Raw genomic sequence first — 26,136 nt, 5'->3', positions numbered from 1 at the left:
TTTTCAATCCCCGAACATCATGTTCTGCGACTGCATGCGGATACTTTGGACAAGTCCGATACTGGTCATCATCGAAAGCAGCGAGCTGCCGCCATAACTGAGAAACGGCAGCGTGATCCCGGTAATCGGCATGACTTGAATGGTCATGCCGATATTTTCGAATACCTGAAACATAATCATACCGATGACACCTGTACAGATATAGGTACCGAATGCGTCATGTGTACCGGTCGCTGTCCGGACGATCCGTGAAATGAGGAGAAAGAACAGCAGGATCACAATAACCGAACCGACAAAGCCGAACGTGCCGCCAATGACGGAAAAGATAAAGTCTGCGTACGATTCAGGCAGTGAGATCGATGAATTAAATGAATGATTGAAAAACTGTCCTGATCCGATCGCATTCAGCGACTGAACCAGCTGATAGCCTTCCTGGTTCTGATACTGATAGGGACTGGCCCAGGCAATAAACCGGTCACGCTGGTGAGCCTGGAGCACGATATTGATAATAAACGGGAATTTAAACCAGCTGACGACCAGAAAGACAAGTCCGGCAATCATCGCGGTGACCATTCCGGTGATCAGCTTCCAGTTAATGCCGCTGACCACGATGATCGCGAATATGATGCTGAAAATAACCAGTGCCGACCCCAGATCCGGCTGGGCAAAGACGAGCATTAATGGGGGCAGGGACACAAGCGCAATTTTCCCCAGCAGCAGCAAATCTTCATGCATGCCCTTGATCGGGTAGAGTTCATGATGTTTATCAACAACCGCTGCCAGCGATACGATTAGAAAAAGTTTCATAAATTCCGACGGCTGCAGGTTGCCACCCGGGAAACGATACCAGCTCCATGCACCGTTCAGCTGTATCGCCATCGGCACAGGAAAGCCCTTCTTAGCAAGCAGCAACCCGGCGAGCAGAACGAAACCGATGCTATAGAAAATCCAGTGCATCTGTTTCAGACGGTCATAACCGAGCGCCATCACACCGACCATGACTGCACCGCTGATGAGATACCAGATCAGCTGCAGCTGGACATAGTGAAAACGGCCGGCAGATCCGGTTGGCGGTACATTGTAAAGTGCAATACAGCTGATGCAGGCGAAGAGGGCGATAATAAAAAGCATGGTCACATCTATTTTATTGAGTGATTCTCTGTTCATCGACAAGCCAATCCTTTACGTTCATTATCGTTCCGTATCACACAAAAACATAACCTAAATAATCATAGCTTAATGCGGTTAAAAAAGATACAGCCATTCCCGTATGATTTTTTTACCATTATCTTTCAAGTTGTTATAATCATTCGTCTGTCACTCCTGCAACCTGCATCTTTCAGCAGGATTCCCTGAAACCGGCAAGACATCTCCGGAGGCTGTCTCCGCGGGGGTGCACGGATTTCGTTTATGGTATAATAACCGATGGAATGAAAAGCTGATCAGGGGGTTCTGATTATGGAATTGACATTGGAAGGGCGTACATACGTGGTTATGGGCGTCGCAAACAGGCGCAGCATCGCCTGGGGGATTGCACAGGCTCTGGACCGGGCCGGCGCCCGCATCATATTTACATATAATAATGAAAGGTTCAGGGAATCTGTCGAGAAACTGGCAGCAACGCTCAACGGAAAAGACAGTCTGTTCTATCCATGCGATGTCACCAGTGATGAAGAGATTGCTTCAACTTTTGATAAGATTAAAACGGATGTCGGGACGATTAACGGATTGGCACATTGTATTGCTTTTGCCAAGAAGGAGGAACTCGATGGGGATTATATGAACACGACGCGCGACGGCTTCCTGCTTGCCCAGAATGTCAGTGCTTATTCGCTGACCGCAGTGCTTAAAGCAGCAAAGGGCCTGATGACTGACGGGGGCAGTGTCGTGACGATGACGTATCTTGGCGGTGAGCGCGTGGTCAAGAATTACAATGTCATGGGTGTTGCCAAAGCCAGTCTCGACGCGAGCGTTAAATACCTGGCAAATGATCTCGGAAAGAACGACATCCGGGTTAACGCGATTTCGGCCGGACCTGTCCGGACACTCTCGGCAAAAGGTATTTCTGATTTCAACAGTGTCCGTTCCCTCATTGAGGAGAAGGCGCCGCTGCATCGTTCGATCAGTCCCGAAGATGTCGGAAATGCAGCGCTGTTTCTGTTCAGCGATCTGTCCCGGAATATTACCGGAGAAACCCTTCATGTCGATGCGGGGTTCAATATTATCAGTATCTGATCTTCTGTATGCAGATGCCCTGCTGCCGCAGGGCTTTTTTTCTGCCTGGAAACCGGATTCCCGCAGCTGATTCAACTATTTGTTCACCGGCTTGTCTTGATTCACCGAAAGGCATCTTTTTGCATATAGTGTCTTCGAGACTAATCCGGGAGGAGATCAACATGTCAGAAGGTAAAAAAAAGGAACCAAGAACGATACATGTCGATAAATTAATCATCAAAGCGGATGAAGTAGTTTTCGAACGGGAGCCGCACCGGCCGCACAATCCGCACCATCCGGTTTCCGGCCAGCAGCCGATACGGCGTGATTTCTGGGGCTTTCCGATTCCGGAAATCAGAACCGGAGAGACTGAAGAAGAGACACTGGAGAGCGAAAAGAAAGAAGACGAAAAATAAGTCAGATGTTGTATCGGTAAACGAGCGGATCCGGATCACCGGACCGCTTCTTTTCGGTCCGAAACCGGTGTTCAGGAACCGGAATGGATTTTCTGAAGGTAAAGACCGTTCTCTTCTGTCCACTCGGCAAGCATGATCTGATCCGGTTTGTCGGCAGTCTGCCGGTGTAATTCGCTGATCAGCCATTGCCTGGATTTTCCTGCCTTCTCAAGATTGTTTTCCAAAATCTCACCATCACTGATCAATGTGATCGGCATCGAGACGTGGAGCGGATCTAATTTGAGATCACCGCGGCACACTTTTTCAAAGGATGAATTTCTGATGACAGAAATCTTTCCATTCGGTTCCAGTATGGCATAGCTGACCTCTCTCATTGAGAAAATCTCCCGGTCGCGCAGCAGCATCTGCAGGTGATTCATATCCATCTTTGCTTTTTTCAGTGCTTTCCGGTCAATACAGCCCTGACTGATCACCAGCAGCGGCTGACTTTCAAAAAAACTACGTGACCGGTATAGTTTCAGCGTGATCAGATCAACGAGGAAGATTAATAGGCCCCAGAAAAAGATGGCAAAAAGGACTTTGAAAATGTGCGTTTCAGGGTCATAAATGGCGTCGCTCACAAAATCACCGACGACGATCATCGAGATAAAATCGAATGGCGTGGCTTCAGACATCGATGCTCTGCCCATCACCTTCGTTAATAGAATGAGCCCGATTAATCCGATACTCAGTTCAATCATCATCGGTCCGATCGTATGCATCATCGAGTGGTTCCTCCTGACAGTAAAAGTATCGCGTCCGTGCCGTATTCAGGCACTTTGTAGTTAGGTTGCGGCCTGAGCACAATTTTATACAGGAGAGGAAAAACCGGTAACGTGATTAAGGACGGGAAAAGCTGAAACCATCCGGGCCGGACGGCTTGCGTGGCCGGCAGAAATTGCGCTATGATGACGATACGGCCGGTTCAGTCGGCAAACGAACGAACAACAGGTTACGGAGAATGTTTCCCCTGCTGCTGTTTGCTGTCACCATAGCCTCTCTGCCGGACAAGAAATCCGCGCTCAGAAAATAGGCGCATCCGGTCATTTATTTGTATCATAAGGTATTTTCGTACGACATAAAATGAATAGCAGGACGCTTTTGCTTTGCGCAGGTGCGAATAAAAAAAACAAATCGTACGATGTTACAATGGGGTATGATGTTTCTGGAAGGAGTCGCAGAAAAATGAATGAGCGTCAATATTTGAAAAGTATGACTTATGCGCCCGGGTTGCCGGAAGATGCCACGTTCTATTCAGCAAATAAGAAACGTGTTACTTCAAAAGCGATTGCTTCGGCTGTGGAACGCGAGTTGAAGGAACGCGGTGTAAAAATTGATGACATTGCCGAACTTGTCTTCGATTTGCAGCGGCCGTTTATGCCCGGTCTGACTATTCAGACTTGTGTGGAGAACGTGAAGGGTGTACTGGCAAAGCGTGAATTACAGCACGCCATTCTGGTTGGCATCGAACTTGACCGGCTTGCTGAAAAGAAGAAACTGAGCGAACCGCTTCAGTCGCTTATCGACCAGGATGAAGGGCTGTTCGGCGTTGATGAAACAATTGCGCTTGGCGCCGTCTCGAGTTTCGGCAGCATTGCGGCAACCACATTCGGTTATCTGGACAAAGTCAAACCGAAAATCATTGGAAAACTGGATCTGGCCAAACACGGACGTGTCAACACATTTCTGGATGACCTTGTGGCCAGTATCGCTGCAGATGCTTCGAGTCGGCTGGCACATCGCGTACGAGATGAAGAAGAGCGGCGTTTGTCTTCAAAAAAATAAATGTATTGCAGGGGGCTCATCATTGATGAACCCCCGATCTTTTACAGCGGAAAATTTATGATATAATAATCTAAAATTCCAAGTAATCAGATTGATTAAATAACAGATAACCTGAGATGAGGTGCTGAATGGTGACGGATTTTCTGATTTTGCACGGTTTTTCCGGGAGTACGGGAGGACACTGGCAGGAGTGGCTTTCCCAGGAGCTGGAAAAAAGAGGATTAAGTGTTCGCTTTCCGCAGTTTCCGGACTGGAATAAGCCTGATAAATCAACGTGGCTTTCTCTGCTGAATAAGATCATGGCCGACATTCATGATGCCGGCCGGCTGACTGTCGTCGCTCACAGTCTGGGCTGTGTGCTCTGGCTTCACTATGCGGCCCAGGCGGCCCGAAAAAAAGTAGGGAAAGTGCTGCTTGTTTCTCCGCCGGCCGTTCATCCGGTTCCTGATTCGTTGAACTTCTTTTTCCCGGAAACTTCCGAAGCAAAGGATCAGGCTGAAAGGGCAATCGCCGGTTTCTATCCTTTCCCGTCCGATACAGGCTCGCTCTCTGCCGCTGCAGAGAAAACGGCGATTATTACTTCGACAACCGATCCGTTTATGCCGGGTGACTCAATACTTGATTATCGCGCATACAAAGTACCGGTCGTCCTGCTGCCCGCAATGGGACATATCAATGTGCGTTCAGGATACGGTCCCTGGCCCTGGATGCTTGACGCCTGTCTTCATCAGGCTTTTCCATTTGCCTGACTTCATTTGCTTACATAAAAGCCGGATCAGAAGCAGCGGCTTCCGGTCCGGCTTTTTCGCGGCCGGTCAATTTTTGTTCAGCAAACGGTGATACGTATTTTCAAGCTCTTGAAGCGACAGTTCATACAATTGATGGTTTCCGGCTTTGTAAATGCCCCCGGCCAGCAACTTCTCGATCATCTGTTCCTTTTTATCCGCTCTTGGAACTGTAAGTATACCTGACATCAATCAAACCTCCCGCAGTGATTGCCTGTACGGATCATCCTGATGATTTCCGGACACTTTTTCTTACACTTTTATTATACGGGTTAACCACTAAATAATCTATGATTGTGTCACTTCATATGACAATAATGTTGCCGGTTTCTTGCTTATGCTGTAATATAATCTTACACATATTTACGGAATGAAGAAAGTGACGGGGGTGATTGGATGGCCGCACATTCTCAACGAGATGCCTATCTATTCAAGAAAGTGATTTCAATTGGCACAGTCTGCGAATTAACAGGTCTGAGTGAACGACAGATCCGGTACTATGAGAAGAGAAAACTGGTTTTTCCGGAACGTTCGGAAAAAGGCAACCGGAAATATTCGTTTTCTGATGTGGAGACGCTGATGGATATTGCGAATAAAATGGAGGACGGGATGCAGACTGCCGAACTTAGAAAGGAATTGCAGAATGCGCAGACGAAAAGATATGACAATAAACTCCGTGAACGTATGATCAGAGGTCAGCTGAACGCCTATTTTAATAAGCGGGATTAAGAGCGCAAGGAACATGCTCATCTGCAGACCCAGCGGCGGTTCATGGCAGCCTTAAAACGGGCTGTCTTTTTTTATCTTTGAAAGGCTCCTGAGAAATGATTGAATCGGTCAGTCCGGGAGGCTTGTCTGGGACAAAAAAACTGATTCACGGCGAATACCTGAAACGTAATTGTAATCATTCAGGAGAAACTTATGAAAGACCAGGTCAGGAGTTGTCCTCACAATGAAAAATAGAAAGAAATGGTTTCATCTCTCATTAGTATTGAATCTGTTACTCGCCCTTCTCGTCGGCACGTTAGTCTTTCAGTACCGTTCGAATCAGGCTGTTGCCAGGCATCATCTGACCGTCGTTGAGGAAAAAAAGCCGGTACGCAGCAGCGAGATTGAAAATACGGCAACCGTTGTTTCATCGAAGAATAAGACGTATCAGACCAGGCGAAGTGTTTTCTACAGTCTGGAAAGCCCGAAGGAAAAGCATCAGATTGTGTTTCTCGGCGACAGTATCACACAGAACAATAACTGGAATGAAATGTTCGCGAATCCGAATATACTCAATCGCGGGATTAGCGGCGATACGACAAACGGTATTCTGCACAGAATAAGTAATATTGTTTACCTGCAGCCCCGCAAATTGTTTATTATGGCCGGCATTAATGATTTCACCGTCGGCCGGACAGTCAGTAAAGTCACCCAAAATTACATAAAGATCATCCGGATCATTCGTAAAGCGTCGCCAGCGACGACGATCTATGTCCAGAGTACTCTACCGGTCAATAATGCCTTGAACGGTTCGCTGACGAGTCCGGAGAAGATACTGATGCTCAATCATAATCTGAGAAACTACTGCGCACAGACGGGTATCCGGTTTATCAATCTGTACCCGTTTTTTGCCGATGCGTCCAATCATCTTAGAGTGGGTTATACCTATGACGGCACCCATCCGAACGGCAAAGCTTATCTGGTCTGGAGAGCATACATCAGTAAGTATGTTCATTGAGGGCAGTCGCGCAAACAGGGAAAAGGACATGGTTATCCTCGGCGGTCACAAATATGACATACATTTGACACAATGTATTCACTGAATTGGCAAGAAATAATAACCGATTATTCGCTTCGTAGATGTAAAGTAGTAAGTGAAGTGTGACATCTGTTACATTTTATCTCCTTTCCCTTCAGATTATGGAGATGTTTCCCGGGAACACGTCCCTCGCGTCCCTTTGGACCAGAGAGAAGCTACCCGGAAATGTGACCATCCGGAAGGGGGGCGGGAGGAACTGTTCGGGCTTACTTTTTTATAACCGCTTTCATTTTAAAACTGCTTTTTGTTTACTTTAAGAAAAGAGGGAGCATGCATGGATGTATTGAGCCTGGCAAGATTTCAATATGCGGCAACGACCATTTTTCACTTCTTTTTCGTACCGTTGTCCATCGGCCTCGTACTGATCGTTTCAATTATGGAAACCCTGTACGTGGTTAAAAAGGACGAAATCTACAAAAAAATGACACGGTTCTGGGGCAAACTGTTCCTCATCAACTTTGCCATCGGTGTTGTCACCGGAATCTTGCAGGAATTCCAGTTCGGTATGAACTGGTCCGAGTATTCCCGGTTTATGGGAGATGTCTTCGGCGCGCCGCTGGCGATCGAAGCCTTACTCGCCTTTTTCCTTGAATCGACGTTTATTGGTATCTGGTTATTCGGATGGGATCGTTTGCCGAAGGGAGCGCATCTGGCCTGTATCTGGCTCGTCACGGCCGGAACGAGTCTGTCGGCACTCTGGATTCTGACAGCGAACTCATTTATGCAGCACCCTGTTGGTTTTGCAGTCGAGCATGGGCGTGCTGTCATGACCGATTTCGGTGCGCTTCTGGCGAACCCGCAGCTTTGGGTTGAGTTTCCGCATACCATTTTCGGATCCTTTGCCACAGGTGCGTTTATGGTTGCCGGAATCAGTGCCATCGTACTGCTGAAAAAGAAAGATGTTGAATTTTATAAGAAGTCGTTTAAAATCGGTATCATTGTCGGTCTGATTTCAGGTGTCCTTCTGGCATTCGCCGGGCATTTTCAGGCTCAGTATCTGGTACAGACACAGCCGATGAAAATGGCCGCCAGTGAAGCTCTCTGGAAAGACAGCGGCAGTCCGGCCGCCTGGACGGTTGTTGCCTCGATTGATACAAAGAACCATGTGAATTCGGGTGTCGTCAAAATTCCTTATCTGCTGGATTATCTTTCTTACAACAAATTCAGCGGCAATGTTCAGGGCATTGAAACGATCCAGAAAGCCTATGTGGAAAAATACGGGCCGGGTAATTATATTCCACCGGTGAAAACAACTTTCTGGAGCTTCCGGATTATGTCGGTCATGGGCGGAATCCTCTGCATTCTTGGCATTATCGGTGCGGTGCTTGTCTGGAGAAACAGACTGGTCAAAAACAGATGGTTCCTGCATCTCATGGCCTGGGCAATCGGCGTGCCGTACATCGGCGGCACAATGGGCTGGATCATGACGGAAATCGGCCGGCAGCCCTGGACGGTATTCGGGCACATGCAAACGGCTGCCAGTGTTTCACCAAATGTTTCGGCAGGCGAACTGCTTTTCTCGATTATTTCCTTCTTGAGTATGTATACGATACTCGGTGCCATTATGGTTTACCTGTTTGTTCGTGTCGTCAGACAGGGGCCATCGCTTGGTGCCAATCAGAAAGCTCAGTCGGATGATCCATTTGACGGGGAGGCGTATCACGTTGTTACTCAGTGAATTATGGTTTCTGCTTATCGCCGTACTGTTTATCGGCTTCTTTTTCCTTGAAGGCTATGACTTCGGCGTCGGTATGAGTACGCGCTTCCTTGCGAAAAATCAGCTGGAACGCCGGGTGCTCGTCAATACCATCGGACCTTTCTGGGATGCCAATGAAGTCTGGCTGATTACCGCCGGCGGCGCCATGTTCGCCGCTTTCCCAAACTGGTATGCGACGCTGTTCAGCGGATTTTATGTCCCGCTGGTGGTCATGCTGCTTCTTTTAATTGCCCGCGGCACGGCGTTTGAATTCAGAGCCAAAGTGAATCAGCCGAGATGGACCAATACGTGGGACTGGGCTATTTTTATCCCCAGTCTGCTTGTTCCGTTTCTCTGGGGTGTTGTGTTCTCTTCGCTGGTTTTCGGCCTGCCGATTGACAGTAAAATGAATATGCACGGGGTGTTCACCAGCTTCGTCAATCCTTATACGGTACTTGGCGGCCTTTTGATCACGCTGCTGTGTTTTTACCACGGACTGGTTTATCTGTGTCTGAGGACGACGGATGACATACAGGAAAGGGCACGGTCCCTGGCTAAGAGTATTTTCTGGCCGCTGGCTGTCGCTGCACTCGCATTTGTCATCGTGACTTATTTTGTCACCGACCTGTTCGCACGTCGCGGTGCCATCCTTGTTCCTGTATATATTCTGGACGTACTGGCGCTGGTACTGTCGGTCGTTTTCCTGGTTAAAAAGCGGGACGGCTGGGCATTCGGGATGAACGCAGGAGTTATTCTGCTGACGGTTGCCTCACTGTTTATCGGCCTGTTCCCGAGAGTGATGATCAGCAGTATCCGGCCGGCCTATGATCTGACGGTTTACAACGCGTCATCCGGCAATTACTCACTCGGTGTGATGACCATTGTTGCCGTCACATTACTCCCGTTCGTTATTGGTTATTCGATCTGGAGCTACTATGTGTTCAGAAAACGGGTATCGAAAAAGGAACACCTGCAGTATTAAGTATTGAGACGGATGAAGAAAGGACGTGAATGCTTGGCCCCCTGACACAGGTTGCGGATTCTGCCAAGCTTGTCTATGGATCGCGAAATATTTACCTATCATGGTGCCAAACTGCTCTTTTTCATTGTCTCTGTTCTGACAGGTCTTGAGGGAATCTTTATTATTGTTCAGGCAGTGATGCTGGCCGGAGTCATTTCCGGACTTTTTTCAGGGCAATCTGTTTTCTCTTTGGAGAACCAGACCGTCCTGTTTTTTTTAGCTGTTGTCCTCAGATACTTTTGCAAGCTGGCGATTAAAAGTCTGACATTCCGGTTTGCCGACCGTACAGGCTCGGAAATGCGGAATCATTTCTTAGCCACTGTTTTTACCCGCGGGCTGCCAATGATTAAAGAAGAAGGAACGGCCACGCTTGTCTCACTTGCCATCGAAGGGGTCCCCAAGGCACGCAAATATCTGGAACTGTATCTTCCGAAAATGGCAGCAAACGGTATTCTGCCGATCATGATCCTTTGCTTTGTGGCCACTAAAGACATGCTCTCTGCGGTTATTCTGCTTGTCACCATACCTGTATTGATTCTTTTTATGATTCTGCTCGGACTGGCGGCACAGAAAAAGATGGATGAGCGCTGGGCATCGTATCGTGTGCTTTCCAATCATTTTCTGGATTCGCTGCGTGGTTTGCCGACACTGCGCTATCTGGGCCTGAGCCGGGCTCATGAAACGAGTATCCGCAGAGTGAGTGATAAATACCGGCAGATGACCATGCGGACGCTTAGTCTCGCTTTTCTGTCGTCCTTTGCGCTTGATTTCTTTACGATGCTGTCGATTGCCTTTGTGGCTGTTGCACTGGGGCTCAGGCTGATCAACGGACAGATATTGCTTGATCCGGCTCTGGTTGTGCTGATCCTCGCTCCTGAGTACTTTCTTCCTGTCCGGGAACTCGGCCAGGATTATCACGCCACTCTTGACGGTAAGGAAGCAGCACACAAACTGACGCGTTACGCCGGCGATGCAGGAACGCGATTCACAGCGGGAATCGAGCCGCCGGATGACGGAAACGATTCATGGTCGGCGGCATCTTCCCTGTCATTTCAAACGGTTTCGGCCACGTACGCCCGGAGCGATGGAGAAAAGGTCTTAGATAGCCTGTCTTTTACGCTGAACGGCTTTGAGAAAATCGGGATCATCGGTGCCAGTGGTGCCGGGAAATCGACATTGATCAATCTCATCTCAGGTTTTATCAGCCCGTTATCCGGCCAGATACGAATTGACGGGAAACCGGCAACACTCACTGCATCGGCCTGGCAGAAGCAAATCACTTATATCCCTCAGCATCCGTATTTATTCAGCGGTTCGATCGGAGATAATGTTGCTTTTTATGCACCAGAGGCGACAGCGCCCGAGATACGACGGGCGGTGCAGGCTGCAGGACTTGGCACCTTTGTCAGCGGTTTGCCGATGGGACTTGACGAGCGGATCGGCTCGGGCGGACGCGCGCTCAGTGGCGGTCAGGAACAGCGTGTGGCACTGGCACGTGCCTTTCTGTGCCGGCGTCCGATTCTGCTGCTGGATGAGCCGACAGCACATCTGGATATCGAGACCGAGTATGCGCTGAAGGAATCGATGATCCCGCTGTTTGACGGGAAACTGGTCATTCTGGCGACCCACCGGCTTCACTGGATGGATCAGATGGATCGAATCCTGGTTATCGAACACGGCCGGCTGCAGGAATCCGGGACGCAGGAGGAACTGCTGAAACGGCAGGGAGCCTATACGAAGCTGGTTCGAACGCAATTGGAGGGACTGCAATGAGGAACTGGGTGTTCCCTTATTTTAAAAAGTTCTGGCGCCGGCTGCTGCTGTCGGCAATTCTTGGATTTCTGGCGTTGTTCTGCGCAGCCGGTCTGCTGTTCACATCCGGCTATCTGATTTCGAAAGCAGCGCTCAGGCCGGAAAATATCCTGCTGATCTACGTGCCGATTGTCGGCGTCCGGGCATTCGGCATTTTCAGAGCTTTTTTTCGGTACACTTCGGACCTGGCAAGTCATGATACGGTCTTGCGCATCCTGTCCGGTATGCGGACACGGCTCTATTCCATTCTTGAACCGGCAGCGCTGTTCATTCGTTCAAAATTCCGAACCGGCGATCTGCTGGGAATTCTTTCAGATGATATTGAGCATCTTCAGGATCTCTACTTAAGCACAGCACTGCCTGCAGCTTCTGCAGTGCTGATTTACGGCATGTGGATTTCCCTTCTCGGCTGGATGGACGGGTTATTCGCCCTGATTATGGGGCTTTACCTATCGATTCTGCTGGTGGTCTTCCCGCTTCTGTCGCTCGTCTTTACCAATAAATTTCGCCGGCAGTTCTCCGTTCAGCGACATCATTTGTATGAGAAACTGACGGATGCGGTGCTGGGTGCCGGAGACTGGATGCTCTCCGGCAGACAGAAAGATTTTCTGGACCAGTTTATGGTTGAGGAGAAAAGCATTTCACGGATTGAAAACCGGCTGCATCGGATCCGGCGGTGGCGGGAATTTGTCAGCGAGCTGCTCATCGGCGGGAGCGTCATCGCCCTTTTGCTCTGGTCGCAGCATATGGCCGCGAGCGGCCATATGTCGCGGACGCTAATTGCTGCTTTCGTTCTGGTGACTTTTACAATTGCCGAATCACTGATTGCCGTCTCTGAAGCCGTTGAACGGCTGCCGCAATACCATGAGTCCTTTTCAAGACTTCGGCGGACTGAGACGATGCCGGAGAAAGAGACCGATGTGCCGGCGGAGAAAGGCCGGGTGCCATTGCCGGAAGCGCCGGTCACGATCGATGTGGCCAATCTTTGCTTCAAATATGGCGAAACAGAGAGATGGGCGATCGATCACCTCTCACTGGATGTCAGGCAGGGTGAACGTATTGCACTGATCGGCCGGAGCGGGGCCGGTAAAACAACACTGACGCATCTGATCTACGGCGCACTGAAACCGACCCGGGGAACGGTGACGCTGAACGGTGTCCCCGCATGGCAGATCGGCCGGCATGTTTCCAGCATTATTTCGGTACTCAATCAGAGTCCGCATCTTTTTGATACATCGGTAAGAAATAATATCGCTTTAGGCAATGAGCAGGCGAGCCGTGAGGAGATCGTTCAGGCGGCCAAATGGGTCGGGCTTCATGAGCGGATTTTACAGCTGCCTCACGGCTACGATACCCAGATGCATGAAGCAGGAGCGATTTTTTCAGGCGGGCAGCAGCAAAGGCTTGCGCTTGCCAGAATCATGCTCCGGAATACGCCTGTTGTGATTCTGGACGAACCCACGGTCGGTCTGGATCCGATTACTGAGAAGAATCTGCTTCAGACCTTCTTTACCGTACTCAGGGGGAAAACACTGATCTGGATTACGCATCATCTTGCCGGTGCCGGGCAAATGGACCGGATTATCTTTCTCGAGGACGGGGCGATTTGCATGTCCGGCTCGCATCGGCAGTTGTTGAAGGAAAACCGGCGATATCGGGAATTGTACCGGCTTGATGTACCGGATCACCTGGCAAAGAGGATTCAAGGACATGAATAAGGGACGCGCTTAAATGCGCATCCCGTTTTTTTTGGGCCGAAGAACTGACCGCGCCATTAATAGGTTGATGGATCCGGTGCGTTTTTATGATGATCGGTCTGTGACGCCTTGTTTCCGGTAACATCAGATTTGGTGATTTTTATTTTTTTGATCTGGTGCGGGTCCATCGCAATCACTTCAAAAGATAAATCCTTGTAAGTGAGTACTGAACCTTTGTGGATGCCCGGGTCCTGCGCGAGCATCCAGCCGCCGATGGTATCCAGTCCCTCTTCTTCAATATCGGTCTGGAACTGACTGTTTACATGAACAATCAGCAATTTTCCATCGACGACGATCTGGCCATTGTCCATCTTTTTTATCGGCGGTTCCTCGGTATCGTCATATTCATCGCGAATTTCACCGAAGATTTCCTCGATAATATCCTCAGCGGTGACCAGGCCGGATGTTCCTCCGTATTCATCGGTCAGAACGGCCATATGGATGCTTTCCTTTTGCATCCGTTCAAGCAGTGAACGAACCGGTATCGTTTCCAGAACGGAGAGTATCGGCCGGACATAGTCATCAAGCGCGTGTACTTTCGTCGTCAGGATATCGTTAAAAATGTCTTTTATGTTAATGATACCGACGATATGGTCCTTGTCATCTTCAGCAACGGGAAAACGGGTGAATTTTTCATCATGAATGGTTTTTAATGATGTTTCAAACGGGTCCTCTTTATACACGCAGACGATCTCGGTTCGCGGGACCATGATTTCTCTTGCGGTCCGGTCATGAAAATCAAAAATCCGGTTCATATAGCGAAGCTCTCCCTGGCTGATCTGTCCGCCTTTGAAGCTGTCTGAAAGGGTCAGACGCAGTTCATTCTCTGTCAACGCCGTCTCATGGGTTTCATCCGGGCGGAATCCGAACAGGCGCATGACGCCGTTAGAGAGCGCGTTAAGCAGCCAGACAAAGGGGAAGAACAGCCTGTGAATCCAGATTAGCGGATAGGTGACTGCAAGCGTGATCTGCTCCGCTTTCTGAATGGCGATCCCTTTCGGGGCGAGTTCACCGAGCACAACACTGAGAATTGTGACGAGCAGAAATCCGGTCAGTGTGGAAAAAGTTACGGTCATGGCGTTGTTCAGGCCAATCAGATGAAAGAGGGGGTGGAAGAGATGGGCGACAACCGGCTCGCCGATCCAGCCGAGAATCAGGGCAGTCACGGAAATGCCGAGCTGTGTCGTTGACAGATAAGCGTTCAGGTGGCGGATGATCTGCTTCGCTGCTTTTGCCCGCCGGCTGCCCTGACGAATAAGCATATCAAGCTTTGTCGCACGAATCTTGACAATAGCAAATTCAGCAGCAACAAAAAATGCTGTAATAAGAATCAGAAAGATCACAATCAGCAGTCCCAGTGTGTCGTTCACGCGTTTCCTGGATCATCAATCGTGAAGTCCAGGAATCACCTCCTCGTTCGTCAGGATGCCCTTCTCACATATTATACAATAAAAAGAGCGATTTCTTGTACTGTGACGGGCGAATCATTTTAATCAGATAATGACCGGCACGGGGAGCGAAAAGGGGAAGATCACTAAAAAAGCCTGAACAGGATTGGCCTGTTCAGGCTTTTTTTCAATTTGTTCAGCAGACAAAAGTTGCGCCAACGATAATCAACAGGATGAAAAGAACCACGATCAGCGCAAAACCGTTACCACAGCCGAAACCGCCTACCGGATAGCTTGGATAGCCGCCGCAGCCGCACCCGTCGCCGGCGCCGCCGTATACTGGATTGGACGGATAGCCGCCCATGCCGAAATTGCCCATTCAGGTCACTCCTTTATCACGAGATATGATATTCTATGTCGCCTGCAGGTAAATGGCGATGAAATAATACGCCCTGACGGCCAGATGTGCGATGGCCCATTTTTTGCTAGTTCGCCTTCAGGATGTGAAAAAATGTTTTTTGGGCATGAATAAACCGAATGAACTTTTCTTCTCAAAAAGCGCTGTTTAACAATTGTGCCGGTTTTTGCCACGCCGCCATTTGGAGCGGAAGGCAAGCAACTGGAGCAGAAAACAACAGTCAGGTTTATCAGAATCTTTCAGGATGATACAGTCCGGACAGGAGTGATGACAATGTACCCCATTTACCCGTTGTACAATAAGAAGATGACGATGAAGGAACAGCTGCTTTCTTTCCCTGCACAGCACCAGAACCGGCAGCCTGGTTTTGAATACGAGATGAATCCTCAGCCTCTGTCTGAAAATCCGGAGTATAAAGGGAGCGGCAAGCTGACAGGGAAAGTGGCCGTGATCTCCGGCGGCGACAGCGGCATCGGGCGGGCAGCGGCGCTTGCCTTTGCCCGTGAGGGGGCAAGGGTCGCGATTATTTATCTGAATGAGGACAAGGATGCGGAGTGGACAAAGCAGCGCATTGAAGCACTTGGGAGCGAGTGCCTGCCGATCCGTGCCGATCTCAGAGAATCAGAAGCTTCAGAGACAGTTGCGGCACAGGTTATCCGGCATTTCGGCGGAGTCAGCATCCTGGTGAACAATTGTGCTGTTCAGTTTGTCAGGCAGAGCCTGACCGAAATCAGTGACGACCAGCTGCTTAATACATTCAAGACCAATATTTTCTCATATTTTTATCTGACCCGGGCGATTTTGCCTCATCTGACGTCCGGAAGTTCGATCATCAATACGGCCTCGGTCACGGCTTATCGCGGATCGAAAACGCTGATCGATTATTCGGCGACCAAGGGGGCTATCGTCTCACTGACACGATCGCTTTCACAGAATCTGGTACCGCAGGGCATCCGGGTCAATGCAGTCGCACCCGGGCCGATCTGGACGCCGCTGATCGTGGCCAGCTTTAAGGAGGATAAGGTCGGAACGTTTGGAACGGACATGCCGATGAAAAGGCCGGGTCAGCCGTTTGAACTGGCTCCGGCTTATGTGTACCTGGCTTCTGATGATTCGCGCTACATGACCGGTCAGGTACTGCATATCGGCGGCGGTGAAATGGTCGAATCCTGAACCGAAACCCGCTGCTGCTGGTTCTGAAAATCATCTTGACAATCGAAAATATTTCCCTCACTCTTAAAAATGGTATGTGTTATTGAGTTGGAGGCAGGAACAATGGGGAAAATGGACGAACAGATTATTGTTGTCAGCAGGGCGTCGCTGTTCGGGACGGACACGGATACAGATCTGACCTTTCAGGGTACCGAACAGGACCGGCAGCGGGTCAGCAAACTGGAAAAAAGGATGGCGGCACATTATCAGGTGATGCGGCGCGGTGATGCCGAGCAGAATCCGGAGTATAAACAGCCGATTCCTTATGCATTACTGCGAAAGGGAGATCGTTATTTTTCCTACGAACGGCTCGGCGGCGGTGCAGAACAGCGCCTTCACGGCAAACTGTCGATCGGCGTCGGCGGACATATGAATCAGGTTCCGGGAGAAGAGGACTTCCGTCAGCAGCTTGCCGACAATCTGAAGCGTGAAATCAATGAAGAGCTGATTCTCGAAGGAGCGGATCTATCTCATATAAAAACAATTGGCCTGATTAATGATGATGCTTCTGAAGTCGGCCGTGTCCATATTGGGGTGCTGGTCGCCATTGATCTTCCTGAGTCCAGTCAGGTAGCTGTCAAGGAGAAAGACAAGCTCTCAGGATCCTGGAGAAGTTTGCCGGCACTCAGGGCAAGCGACATTTATCCGCGGATGGAAAGCTGGTCGGCACTGGCGGTCGATGCACTGATTCAGAACAAAGACTGAGTTCCGTCTGAGGACGCCGAATGCAAGCGATCAGTCAATCTGCCGGGCCTCGCTGACACGCCGCAAATGCATCGTCGGGATCCGGATCGCCCCGTCGCTTTTTTCCGCACAGCCCAATATGTGCGGTTTCTTTAAGTGGAACAGAAAATGCCGGCGCACAGCGAATAATGATAGACGGTAAAAGCCTTTTTTATAAATTGAATCGCGGAATTTTTTTAACAATAGCGATTCTTTGGTACCCTTAAGCGATACTGAGCATATGTAAGGATTTGCGAGAACTTCGTGTTGGTGATTAAATGAATGTGCAACACCTTTAAAAATTTATTGATGAACCGTATCTGATTTTGTTGAGGAGCGAAGACGATGCAAAAAGTACGTAAAGCCATCATTCCGGCAGCCGGGCTCGGGACACGTTTCCTGCCGGCGACCAAAGCGATGCCGAAAGAAATGCTGCCGATTGTCGACAAACCGACGATTCAGTATATTGTCGAAGAAGCCGTCAATTCCGGAATTGAGGACATCATTATTGTCACCGGTAAAGGGAAAAGGGCGATTGAAGACCATTTTGACAACGCTTTCGAATTGGAAGAAAATCTGAAAAACAAGAAAAAGTTCGACCTGCTTCAGAAGGTCCGTCAGTCGTCAAAAGTCGATATTTATTATATTCGTCAGAAAGAGCCGAAGGGACTGGGCCATGCCGTATGGTGTGCACGCAAATTTATCGGTAATGAACCCTTCGCCGTACTGCTCGGCGACGACATTATTCAGAATGATCCGCCCTGCCTGAAACAGATGATGGATCAGTATGATAAAGTTCAATCGAGTATTGTCGCCGTTAAAGAGGTACCTGAAGACCGGACGAACCGGTACGGGATCATTGATCCGGCAAGCAGGAAAGACAGGCTGTACGACATTCGCGGATTTGTCGAGAAACCGCCGGTCGGTACGGCACCTTCTAATATTGCGATTATCGGCCGCTATATCCTGACACCGGAAATTTTCAATTTCTTGAGCCAGAAACAGATCGGCTCAGGCGGTGAAATTCAGCTGACCGACGCTATATCCCAGCTGAATCAGAAAGAGAAGGTCTATGGCTATCAGTATGAGGGAAAACGTTACGATGTCGGCGAGACGCTTGGCTTTATTGAGTCCAATGTCGAGATGGCTTTGACGCGGGACGACCTCAAGGGAGACATGCTTCGTTATCTCGATGATCTGCGGGAAAGAATCGCCGAGAAGAAGCTCTGAGCGTTTACCGACAGAAACAGGCTGGTGATTATTTGCAAAGAAACAGGGAGTCCGCACGGTTGAGCATTGTTGTCCCGTGCTTTAATGAAGAAGAAGTCCTTGACGAGACAACTAAAGAACTCACAGCGATACTTGACCATCTGGTGAAGAACCGGAAGATCAGTCCGGACAGCCAAATCTTTTTCGTTGACGACGGAAGCCGCGACCGGACCTGGACGCTGATTCAGCACAAGTCGGAGGAAAATCATTTTGTTCAAGGGGTCAAACTCAGCCGCAATTTTGGTCATCAGTTTGCGCTCCTGGCCGGAATGGAAACAGCCGTAAAGATTTCCGACTGCATCATTTCCATTGATGCCGATCTTCAGGATGATGTGCAGACGATTCCGAAGATGGTTGACAAGTATCTTGACGGATTCGATATCGTTTACGGCGTACGGGATAAGCGGGACACGGATACGTTCTTTAAGCGCAATACAGCGCTTGCCTTTTACCGGTTAATGAACCGGATGGGTGTCCGTCTCGTGCCGAATCATGCCGACTTCCGGCTGATGAGCCGTCGTGCGGTGGAAGAGCTGGCGCACTATCATGAGGAAAACATCTTTCTCAGAGGTATTGTCCCGCTTCTCGGTTTCCCGTCGACGAAAGTCTATTATAATCGCAAGGAACGGTTTGCCGGGAAATCGAAATATCCCTTTAAGAAGATGATTGCCTTTGCTGTCGAAGGGATCACGTCGTTCAGTGTGGTTCCGATCAAACTGGTGACCAGTCTCGGCTTTTCGATCGTAGCGATCGGTGTTGTCATTGCTGTTTATACGCTGGTCGTATGGCTGATGGACCACACGATCAGCGGCTGGACATCACTGATCCTGTCGATCTGGCTCGTTGGCGGGATGCAATTGATTGCCATTGGCGTCATCGGCGAATATGTCGGAAAAATTTTTAAAGAAACAAAAAGAAGACCAAGGTATACAATCGAAACAAGCACGCTTGGTCCGGCAGAAAAACAGGGCAGGGGATCAGGAAACAAATGAACGATCAGCCTCATTTTTTAGAGAAAAAGCAAACCGGCAGCCATTACTATGCAAAGGTCATCAAACAGGGGATCACATTCGGGTTTGTCGGCATTCTGAATACGGCAGTAGACTTTGTTACATTTATTTTGCTGACCCATTTTCTGTCCGTTTATTTTCTGCTGGCACAAACCCTGTCGTATGCAGCAGGCACGCTGAATAGTTACATCTGGAACTCCAGGGTCACATTTTCTGCATCAAAGAAATCAAAAACCCGTTTCCTTAAATTCATTATTCTGAATGTCAGTGTTCTCCTCATTACGCTCCTGGTGATGCATACACTGCAGTTTCTTCCACTGTATGTGAACAAAGTGATCAGTACGATTGTCGGGCTGGCATTTAATTTTGTATTAAGTAAATTATGGGTGTTTAAGGCATAAATCTGCGTATAAAAAAGTGAGGATATCCATCGTGATGTCCTCACTTTTTTATACGCTTTTTTGGAAAGATCAGTCTTCCTGATAACCCGGTTTCCACGCTGTGGCTTTAGGTCCAGCCTCTACCTGAATGTTGCGCCATTCGATATCTCCGTTGCGGAAAAGATAGGGAGCTACCTTGATATAACGGCCTTGATCCGGTCTGAAAGTGAAAGTGATTGGAGTCCATTCATTTTCTTTTACTGGATAATCATCAACAGTCAAGTAGGTATGGTACAAAGAATTTTTTTGCCATAATTGGAAAATCTTTTGGTAGACCCGGATCGCGAAAAAAGCCCTTTTGTCATCGAGTGACTTTAAATCTCGAATCTTGACTTCAAAAGAGACCGTAAAAGCTGTCCGGCTGTCCCCTTTAATTTCCACTGGGTTAGACCAGATTTGCCGGTTGATATTCTTCTCTTCATTACTTTCACTGATTCTGACTGAATTTGATCCGTCTGTATTTTGTACAATCTTAAAGTCGTCTTCCCAATAAGACCAGTAGCTTTTTCCAAAATCAAAAGTTGAATTCCGGATTAAATTAACTGGCTTACCTGTATAGGACGATGGTGTCTTTTGATCCATTAAGTCGTCAAAGACGATTTTTAACAGCTTGTCTCTGAAGTCCAGGTAGAAATCTTTTGTGTAGTGTACAAAGAATAAGCCCCAGAGATGATTTTCATCACCCAGGTATTTCTTCTCTCCATAGTCCAGCGCACGAACAGAATAGTGATCCAGGAGGTAGCAATCCATCCTGTCCCACATTTCGTTCATCAGCTTAAGATTCCTGGGCTTATCAATATGCTCTGCGATCGACTGGATGCGCTGTTGTTCATGATCATAGTACTGATCGACAAACCGTGCCTTGTTGACAATTATCTTACAATCCGGAAGATTTTCCTGCATAAATCTCATAAACGCATCCGCGTTTTGCTTCCAGAGGTTGAAATAACGATCCGCATCTTTGGTGACTTTGTATTCTTTTCCCAGATGCAACTCTTTAAAAATGCTTACTTTTTCAAACATCCAGATTTTGTTTGTAATAAACGATCCATTTACTTCACGTGCGCCATAATAGACATCTCCGTAGAAATCCAGAATTAGATAATCAGGACGAGTTGTGAGCAGACGGTAAAGAATCGATTTATCAAGCTCGGTCAGAAAATTTTCTTTGTTAAATTGACTGATATCTCCTTCTGCACGATAAGCATCATAAGGAATCGGGTCAGCCATGAGTGAGATCGTCGACATCTGATTTTGAAACGAGACAATTTCAAAAAAATCTTTATAGTTCGGAACGAATTTTGAATTGAAAGGATCTCTGGATACACATGAACCAATTTCTGCAATCCTGATCTTATTCATTACCCTTTTTCCTCCGATATTTTATGTGATGTGAAAGAAAACTGAATCTTTTAACTTAACCATTTGAAACAGGCAGCAAGAAAATCCTTGCTGCCTGTAAGTATCTCCGTGCAGAGACTTAGTGCTTATCCTGTAAGAATGTCTTCACAACGCGTTCAGTTGAATGACCATCTTCCCATTGGCAAAATTTATTATAGAATTCCGGATATGGATTGTCACCGTCATAAGCCAGTGCCTTTTTGACGCTTGGAATCAGATGATCCATGTCCTTGACGATCGGTCCGGGTGCTTCCTTTTGAAAGTCAAAATAGAAACCGCGAATTTCATTGGCGTAATCATCAAGATCATAGGCATAGAAGACGATCGGGCGTTTCAAATTTGCATAATCAAAAAACACTGATGAATAGTCCGTAATCAGGCAATCGGAAACCAAATATAATTCACGGATATCTTCATAGTCTGAAACATCAATGGCAAAATCCTTATAACCGCTCAGATCCATTTGTTCGGCAATCAGATAGTGCATTCTCATCAAGAGTACCGTGTCCTTGCCAAATGTGTTTCTCATTCGCTCAAGATCTAACTTTAAGTCGAAGGTATAGTGGTCAATTTTCTTGTACTCATTATCACGCCATGTCGGAGCGTATAAAATCACTTGCTTGTCCTGTGGAATGCCGAGCTTTTCTTTGATGAGACTGATGTCGTGCTGATTGTTCTTTTGATACAGCAAATCATTTCTTGGATAACCTGAGTTAATCATTTGCCCCTGAACCTCAAACGCACGTTTGAATATTTTTGATGAATAGGGGTTTGGTGCAACACAATAATCCCATTTCCGTGCTTCTGCGGTAAACTGGCTATGATATTTAGCAAGCGTCATCCCCGGCATCGTGATATGCTGAATATCCGCACCAAGTGTCTTCAGTGGTGTACCGTGCCAGGTCTGGACATAGGTTGTTCCCTTTGGCTTCGGCAGCCATAATGGCCAGCGGCTGTTGGTTACCCAATACTTCGCACGTGCCCATTGCATGATGCCTCGATAGGAATACTTGATCACATAGGGTACCCGTTCTCTTTTAAAGATTTCTTCATAACCATTTTTTACGTTCCAGATGAGGTGATAGTCCGGATAATTCTTTTTCATGTATTCATAAATTGCACGGGGATTATCCGAATATTGTTGCCCGAAAAAACTCTCAAATAAAACTGTCTTCGGCTTACGAGGCAACATTCCAGCACGTCTGAAGAGAGAAGGATAGACGAAACGAAATTTCTTTCGAATATACTCTCTGATGAACGGTTCGCCCGGCTGCAACTGTATATTTGGACTCAGCAGCTGTTCGGCCGCTTTTTTAGCGGAATCACCTCGTCCGAAAGTGCAAAATTTGTTATAGAACGCAACGTACTTATCATGATATTTTGCTGCTAATTCAGGATCCTGAATTTGTCGGATGATTTCTTCTGTACTTCTGACAATCGGCCCGGGTACGGTTTCCTCATAATTTAGATACATTCCGCGCAGATCATCACGATAGAATTCAAGGTCGTAGGCAAAAAACAGCATCGGTCGTTTCAGGTGTGCGTAATCAAACATGACCGAAGAATAATCAGTGATCATCATGTCTGAGATTAGGTACAGATTCTGGATATCCGGATAAGATGATACATCGTAGACAAAACCCTTATAGGCTTCAACGTTAATTCTGCTGGCTACGAAATAATGCAGACGGAGAAGAAGGATATAGTGATCTGACAGACGTTCACGAAGCTGATCAAAATCAAGCTGCAGTTCAAATTTGTCCTTGCTTCGGAATGTCGGTGCATAGAGAATGATCTTTTTATCTAATGGAAGATTCGCTTCTTGCTTCACTTGAGCGATGAAATCCGGATTATTGTGTTTGTAAAGGACATCATTTCGAGGAAATCCGCATTCCACTACCTGATGCTGAAACATAAAGGCACTGGTCGCGGTCTTTGTCATATAAGGGCTTGGAGATACGAGATAATCCCACCGGCCGGACCTTTTGAGTAAGCTTTCCTGCTTCCATTTAGTGTTAAAAGTTACCTTTTCATCGAGCCCCATAGTCTTCATAAATGTACCATGAAGGGTCTGCATTTCGATCTGTCCCTTACGTTTTACATAAAAGTTAGGGAAATTTGTGTTTTCAACAAAATATTTTCCACGGGCAAGGTAGTAAAAATAGCGCCAGCTGTTTTTACGGACAGCAATCACATCATCCGGTACCGGGGTATATTCATTGTTTAAGAACCAGACATACTTATACTTTCTCCCGAATTTTTCGGACATATAATCGTATATTGACTTTGGATTATCATTAAAAGCCCGGCCCCAGAGACTTTCAAAGACGATCACGTGTTTCTTAATCGGAAGCAAACGCATCAGCGCGTAGAGATACCATTTGACAAATTTTCTCGATCTTGACGAACGATCGAGCAGATCCCAGTTGACATGAGTGCAGAAGTACAATGAGCCGTGGTCGCCACTTTTTGCGGTGAACGATAGTCTGTCGAAGAAAAAACGACTGTTCGATTCGGTTAAAAATGCGTCACCGGTTAATACCGGAATTTTCACAGCATGCTCATGTTCGTTAACATCGGTTCCGACAATTTCCATGTAAAGATTCCATCTGCCTGATCCAAACATCTTGAAATGATGATTTTTATCGAAAAGTTTTAAGCTTAATTGAGAAAATCCTGAGTTTTCTGAGCAAATCGATTTTTCAAGATCATAAATGACTGCCGGACCGCTTCGCTCAGGCTCGAATAGTAGCCGCTTACTGCTTATTTCAGTCAGATTTTCTCCGTGACTTTCAGGAAAAGTGATTTCAAGGTATACCGAATTCCCTGAAAAATTAATTTTATGAAGCAGAGGGTGTCTATAAGATGAAGGGAAAACGGTCAGTGTTCCATCATTCGATTGCTCAAGCAGCAGATGGCGCTGAACACCATTCAGGATTGTATTAGACTGAGGCATGTTCCCAGCAACAGGGTGGCCGACCGTTTCACCAGGCCGCAAATAGTTGATGATCCAGCCTTGTTCCTGAAATTTCAGCATCCCAAGCTTGTCGTCAGAAATGATTATTTTGCATGTTTCGTTTGCTTTATTAATTTTCAGTTCAGGAATATAAGTGGCTGATTTATTCAGATCGGGATTAAAATAGTTCAACAGGATTTTAGCTATATCACCATTTGTCTTGCCAGAAAGGATCAGTTGACGGTTGCTTATTTCCGCATCAGTAATCCATACTTCCGGTTTCAAAACGTCCACAGCCAGCTGCCATCCACCGTTATAGCCGACTTTCCAGGCTAATCCGTCCTTTATTTTAAATCCCGCTTCATTGCTGCCTCTGACCGGGCTGCCCAGCCGGATTGATTTCGATATCCCCTGTACCCGGACATTAATATATACAGCCCAGCGACCCTCTTTAAGTATTTCCAGAACTTCGTCTGTATTTATAGCAATTTTAAAGGCTGACCAATTATAGTTGTAGACTCGGGTCAAAGGATTGAACCGATGTATTTTAACCGTTCCCCATTTTCTCGTGATCGAACGGTCTTTAGCAATAGTAACAGGGAGATTCACCTTCTGATAATTATCAACATTAACAAGTGTTCCGGTCATGACAACTTGAGATCGAAATTTTGAATCGATTTCTTCAATATAGGCATGGCCTGAAACTTCAAGAAATTTATCATTCTGCCATTTCACATGATGAACTTTTGCAACAGCTTTGAGAGCATCATCAACAACGACCGGAGAAGCATTGGTAAGTTCGCTGAGCTTGAAATGTTTATACCAGTGGCCATTTTTTCTAAATGGTTTAACATTCAGATTCTTCTTTTTACCTATTTTGATCATCTTTAGTACTTCATCCATCTTGTTTTCAAGAACAAAACGATAGGCTAATTGCCATCGAGCAGGCAGTAATTTAAAAAGATCCGGGTTTACCTTCTTCAGTTCCGTTGCCAGCAAACTTTGAAATGCCAGAATATAATTGGAATCGGCGAACTTTAGATCTTTTAGGTAAATAAGAAAATCAACAGAGAGATATTTCAACTGATTAGCTTCGATAATTTCTCTTGAAGCGTGATGCTCATGCATAAATGTATTTAAAAGATGCAGTGCCTTCAAACGATCTTGAAAGTTTTTCAGATCGTTTCTTTTTTGGGTGATCGAACCATCATTGCTTTCCCTCATTCTCCAGTAATAAACGGTGTCTTCAACGATATCGACCGATTTTGCCAGAAAATGTGCCGGAATGGTTACCGGAATATCTTCATAGAGCATCCCTGTTGGAAAGGAGAGGTGGTTTTCATTCCAGAAGGAACGTTTATATAGTTTGTTCCAGGCCGTCGTATCATAAAGAAGAAATGGATCTTCTGTAATGTGTGTTTTTTCACGAGTATCGCGGATTGCCCGGCTGTGCAGCCATGAATTCACATTCTTCTTCGAATTGAACCGGTGGACTCCTCCGGATACAATATCTGAGCCAGTATGTTCCACCATGCCGTACATAATCCGAAAGGCGTCAGGATTAAGATAATCATCACTGTCGACGAACGCAATATATTCTCCTTCAGCATAACGGACGCCGGTATTTCTTGCTGCGCCCAAACCTTGATTTTCCTGATGAACGGCCTGGAAATTGGGGTACCTCGACGCATACTCATCCATGATTTCTCCAGTTTTGACATCTGGAGAACCGTCGTCCACCATAATGACCTGTATGTCTTTAAAACTCTGGTTAACCAGTGAGTCCAGGCACTGTCTGATATATTGAGCCACGTTATATCCGGGCACGATTACGCTGATCTTGTAGTCCATTCAAAATCTCTCCTTACAGCGGTAGTGTTCACAGAGCAAACATCATTTATCTTACCATTTTTTCGACAAAAAGTGGATGATTCCAAGTGCTTATCCTCTTATCGAATAGTTTTCAACATTCACTTGTTTTTATCCG

General features: G+C 47.2%; 22 protein-coding genes and 1 pseudogene. 15 read left to right on the top strand and 8 right to left on the bottom strand.

Going from position 1 to position 26,136, the window contains the following annotated elements:
* Positions 1-3: 3 nt before the first annotated feature.
* Positions 4-1,167, bottom strand: a complete 1,164-nt coding sequence (locus tag D889_RS0101295; protein WP_010631301.1) for an FtsW/RodA/SpoVE family cell cycle protein — start codon at positions 1,165-1,167, stop codon at positions 4-6.
* A 291-nt stretch (positions 1,168-1,458) separates the two neighbouring features.
* Here D889_RS0101295 and fabI point away from each other — a divergent pair, with 291 nt between their 5' ends.
* On the top strand, positions 1,459-2,235 hold the full coding sequence (gene fabI, locus D889_RS0101290) for an enoyl-ACP reductase FabI (protein ID WP_010631300.1): 777 nt from the start codon (positions 1,459-1,461) through the stop codon (positions 2,233-2,235).
* 161 nt (positions 2,236-2,396) lie between these two features.
* Complete coding sequence (locus D889_RS0101285) at positions 2,397-2,630, top strand: hypothetical protein (protein WP_010631299.1); 234 nt, start codon at positions 2,397-2,399, stop codon at positions 2,628-2,630.
* A 71-nt stretch (positions 2,631-2,701) separates the two neighbouring features.
* Here the strand turns inward: D889_RS0101285 and D889_RS0101280 are convergent, their stop codons facing one another.
* The gene (locus tag D889_RS0101280; RefSeq protein WP_010631298.1) at positions 2,702-3,394 is read right to left on the bottom strand and encodes a DUF421 domain-containing protein; all 693 of its coding nucleotides are present in this window, start codon (positions 3,392-3,394) and stop codon (positions 2,702-2,704) included.
* A 460-nt stretch (positions 3,395-3,854) separates the two neighbouring features.
* Between D889_RS0101280 and D889_RS0101275 the strand changes: the two genes are divergently transcribed.
* Together D889_RS0101275 and D889_RS0101270 are read left to right on the top strand one after the other, a co-directional pair.
* Positions 3,855-4,454, top strand: coding sequence for a phosphatidylglycerophosphatase A family protein (locus D889_RS0101275; RefSeq protein ID WP_010631297.1), 600 nt, complete (start codon positions 3,855-3,857; stop codon positions 4,452-4,454).
* Between the two features lie 128 nt (positions 4,455-4,582).
* Positions 4,583-5,203, top strand: a complete 621-nt coding sequence (locus D889_RS0101270; protein ID WP_010631296.1) for an RBBP9/YdeN family alpha/beta hydrolase — start codon at positions 4,583-4,585, stop codon at positions 5,201-5,203.
* Positions 5,204-5,269: 66 nt separating this feature from the next.
* On the opposite strand, the gene D889_RS15315 is transcribed toward D889_RS0101270, so the two are convergent.
* On the bottom strand, positions 5,270-5,428 hold the full coding sequence (locus tag D889_RS15315; RefSeq protein ID WP_010631295.1) for a Fur-regulated basic protein FbpA: 159 nt from the start codon (positions 5,426-5,428) through the stop codon (positions 5,270-5,272).
* Positions 5,429-5,635: 207 nt separating this feature from the next.
* Between D889_RS15315 and D889_RS0101260 the strand changes: the two genes are divergently transcribed.
* From D889_RS0101260 to cydC, 6 genes are all read left to right on the top strand, one after another.
* Entirely contained in the window at positions 5,636-5,968 is a 333-nt protein-coding gene (locus tag D889_RS0101260) for a MerR family transcriptional regulator (protein WP_010631294.1), read from the top strand.
* A 223-nt stretch (positions 5,969-6,191) separates the two neighbouring features.
* Positions 6,192-6,965: a GDSL-type esterase/lipase family protein gene (locus tag D889_RS0101255; RefSeq protein ID WP_010631293.1), complete on the top strand. Its 774-nt coding sequence runs from the start codon at positions 6,192-6,194 to the stop codon at positions 6,963-6,965.
* A 355-nt stretch (positions 6,966-7,320) separates the two neighbouring features.
* Positions 7,321-8,724 carry a cytochrome ubiquinol oxidase subunit I gene (locus tag D889_RS0101250; protein ID WP_010631292.1) on the top strand — a complete coding sequence of 468 codons (1,404 nt, stop codon included), beginning with the start codon at positions 7,321-7,323 and terminating at the stop codon, positions 8,722-8,724.
* Positions 8,711-9,724 carry a cytochrome d ubiquinol oxidase subunit II gene (cydB, locus tag D889_RS0101245; RefSeq protein WP_010631291.1) on the top strand — a complete coding sequence of 338 codons (1,014 nt, stop codon included), beginning with the start codon at positions 8,711-8,713 and terminating at the stop codon, positions 9,722-9,724. The genes D889_RS0101250 and cydB overlap by 14 nt, the downstream gene beginning before the upstream one ends.
* 75 nt (positions 9,725-9,799) lie before the next feature.
* The gene (cydD, locus tag D889_RS0101240) at positions 9,800-11,536 is read left to right on the top strand and encodes a thiol reductant ABC exporter subunit CydD (protein ID WP_010631290.1); all 1,737 of its coding nucleotides are present in this window, start codon (positions 9,800-9,802) and stop codon (positions 11,534-11,536) included.
* The gene (cydC, locus tag D889_RS0101235; RefSeq protein ID WP_010631289.1) at positions 11,533-13,293 is read left to right on the top strand and encodes a thiol reductant ABC exporter subunit CydC; all 1,761 of its coding nucleotides are present in this window, start codon (positions 11,533-11,535) and stop codon (positions 13,291-13,293) included. The genes cydD and cydC overlap by 4 nt, the downstream gene beginning before the upstream one ends.
* Before the next feature lie 56 nt (positions 13,294-13,349).
* Here cydC and D889_RS0101230 read toward each other — a convergent pair whose 3' ends face one another.
* Together D889_RS0101230 and D889_RS14810 are read right to left on the bottom strand one after the other, a co-directional pair.
* A complete protein-coding gene (locus D889_RS0101230) occupies positions 13,350-14,702 on the bottom strand; it encodes a hemolysin family protein (protein ID WP_010631288.1) in 1,353 nt (450 codons plus the stop codon).
* Positions 14,703-14,916: 214 nt separating this feature from the next.
* Positions 14,917-15,099, bottom strand: a complete 183-nt coding sequence (locus D889_RS14810; protein ID WP_010632815.1) for a YjcZ family sporulation protein — start codon at positions 15,097-15,099, stop codon at positions 14,917-14,919.
* A gap of 312 nt (positions 15,100-15,411) precedes the next feature.
* Between D889_RS14810 and D889_RS0101220 the strand changes: the two genes are divergently transcribed.
* From D889_RS0101220 to D889_RS0101195, 5 genes are all read left to right on the top strand, one after another.
* A complete protein-coding gene (locus D889_RS0101220) occupies positions 15,412-16,311 on the top strand; it encodes an SDR family oxidoreductase (RefSeq protein WP_026039138.1) in 900 nt (299 codons plus the stop codon).
* Between the two features lie 102 nt (positions 16,312-16,413).
* Positions 16,414-17,055, top strand: a complete 642-nt coding sequence (locus D889_RS0101215) for a hypothetical protein (protein WP_010632817.1) — start codon at positions 16,414-16,416, stop codon at positions 17,053-17,055.
* Positions 17,056-17,418: 363 nt separating this feature from the next.
* Positions 17,419-18,303: a UTP--glucose-1-phosphate uridylyltransferase GalU gene (gene galU, locus D889_RS0101205; protein ID WP_010632819.1), complete on the top strand. Its 885-nt coding sequence runs from the start codon at positions 17,419-17,421 to the stop codon at positions 18,301-18,303.
* A gap of 59 nt (positions 18,304-18,362) precedes the next feature.
* Positions 18,363-19,334: a glycosyltransferase family 2 protein gene (locus tag D889_RS0101200; RefSeq protein WP_010632820.1), complete on the top strand. Its 972-nt coding sequence runs from the start codon at positions 18,363-18,365 to the stop codon at positions 19,332-19,334.
* Complete coding sequence (locus D889_RS0101195; protein ID WP_010632821.1) at positions 19,331-19,753, top strand: GtrA family protein; 423 nt, start codon at positions 19,331-19,333, stop codon at positions 19,751-19,753. Before D889_RS0101200 ends, D889_RS0101195 begins: the two co-directional genes overlap by 4 nt.
* A gap of 69 nt (positions 19,754-19,822) precedes the next feature.
* Here the strand turns inward: D889_RS0101195 and D889_RS0101190 are convergent, their stop codons facing one another.
* From D889_RS0101190 to D889_RS14805, 3 genes and pseudogenes are all read right to left on the bottom strand, one after another.
* Positions 19,823-21,154: a DUF6270 domain-containing protein gene (locus D889_RS0101190; RefSeq protein WP_010632822.1), complete on the bottom strand. Its 1,332-nt coding sequence runs from the start codon at positions 21,152-21,154 to the stop codon at positions 19,823-19,825.
* Between the two features lie 118 nt (positions 21,155-21,272).
* The gene (locus D889_RS15945) at positions 21,273-22,436 is read right to left on the bottom strand and encodes a CDP-glycerol glycerophosphotransferase family protein (protein WP_026039139.1); all 1,164 of its coding nucleotides are present in this window, start codon (positions 22,434-22,436) and stop codon (positions 21,273-21,275) included.
* 66 nt (positions 22,437-22,502) lie between these two features.
* Positions 22,503-26,000 (bottom strand): annotated as a pseudogene (locus D889_RS14805) (bifunctional glycosyltransferase/CDP-glycerol:glycerophosphate glycerophosphotransferase); the annotation flags it as partial.
* Positions 26,001-26,136: the final 136 nt, after the last annotated feature.

Origin of the sequence: Sporolactobacillus vineae DSM 21990 = SL153, assembly GCF_000377985.1 — a bacterium.
In the GTDB taxonomy this organism is placed as follows: Bacteria; Bacillota; Bacilli; order Bacillales; family Sporolactobacillaceae; genus Sporolactobacillus; species Sporolactobacillus vineae.
Note: the sequence above shows the minus strand (reverse complement) of the source record. Positions and strands in the feature narration are given on the sequence as shown.

What these genes read in the sequence shown, in the direction of transcription:
- D889_RS0101295 (WP_010631301.1), bottom strand. Translation starts at nt 1,167, where the DNA reads ATGAACAGAGAATCACTCAATAAAATAGATGTGACCATGCTTTTTATT.
- fabI (WP_010631300.1), top strand. Translation starts at nt 1,459, where the DNA reads ATGGAATTGACATTGGAAGGGCGTACATACGTGGTTATGGGCGTCGCA.
- D889_RS0101285 (WP_010631299.1), top strand. Translation starts at nt 2,397, where the DNA reads ATGTCAGAAGGTAAAAAAAAGGAACCAAGAACGATACATGTCGATAAA.
- D889_RS0101280 (WP_010631298.1), bottom strand. Translation starts at nt 3,394, where the DNA reads ATGATGCATACGATCGGACCGATGATGATTGAACTGAGTATCGGATTA.
- D889_RS0101275 (WP_010631297.1), top strand. Translation starts at nt 3,855, where the DNA reads ATGAATGAGCGTCAATATTTGAAAAGTATGACTTATGCGCCCGGGTTG.
- D889_RS0101270 (WP_010631296.1), top strand. Translation starts at nt 4,583, where the DNA reads ATGGTGACGGATTTTCTGATTTTGCACGGTTTTTCCGGGAGTACGGGA.
- D889_RS15315 (WP_010631295.1), bottom strand. Translation starts at nt 5,428, where the DNA reads ATGTCAGGTATACTTACAGTTCCAAGAGCGGATAAAAAGGAACAGATG.
- D889_RS0101260 (WP_010631294.1), top strand. Translation starts at nt 5,636, where the DNA reads ATGGCCGCACATTCTCAACGAGATGCCTATCTATTCAAGAAAGTGATT.
- D889_RS0101255 (WP_010631293.1), top strand. Translation starts at nt 6,192, where the DNA reads ATGAAAAATAGAAAGAAATGGTTTCATCTCTCATTAGTATTGAATCTG.
- D889_RS0101250 (WP_010631292.1), top strand. Translation starts at nt 7,321, where the DNA reads ATGGATGTATTGAGCCTGGCAAGATTTCAATATGCGGCAACGACCATT.
- cydD (WP_010631290.1), top strand. Translation starts at nt 9,800, where the DNA reads ATGGATCGCGAAATATTTACCTATCATGGTGCCAAACTGCTCTTTTTC.
- cydC (WP_010631289.1), top strand. Translation starts at nt 11,533, where the DNA reads ATGAGGAACTGGGTGTTCCCTTATTTTAAAAAGTTCTGGCGCCGGCTG.
- D889_RS14810 (WP_010632815.1), bottom strand. Translation starts at nt 15,099, where the DNA reads ATGGGCAATTTCGGCATGGGCGGCTATCCGTCCAATCCAGTATACGGC.
- D889_RS0101220 (WP_026039138.1), top strand. Translation starts at nt 15,412, where the DNA reads ATGTACCCCATTTACCCGTTGTACAATAAGAAGATGACGATGAAGGAA.
- D889_RS0101215 (WP_010632817.1), top strand. Translation starts at nt 16,414, where the DNA reads ATGGGGAAAATGGACGAACAGATTATTGTTGTCAGCAGGGCGTCGCTG.
- galU (WP_010632819.1), top strand. Translation starts at nt 17,419, where the DNA reads ATGCAAAAAGTACGTAAAGCCATCATTCCGGCAGCCGGGCTCGGGACA.
- D889_RS0101195 (WP_010632821.1), top strand. Translation starts at nt 19,331, where the DNA reads ATGAACGATCAGCCTCATTTTTTAGAGAAAAAGCAAACCGGCAGCCAT.
- D889_RS0101190 (WP_010632822.1), bottom strand. Translation starts at nt 21,154, where the DNA reads ATGAATAAGATCAGGATTGCAGAAATTGGTTCATGTGTATCCAGAGAT.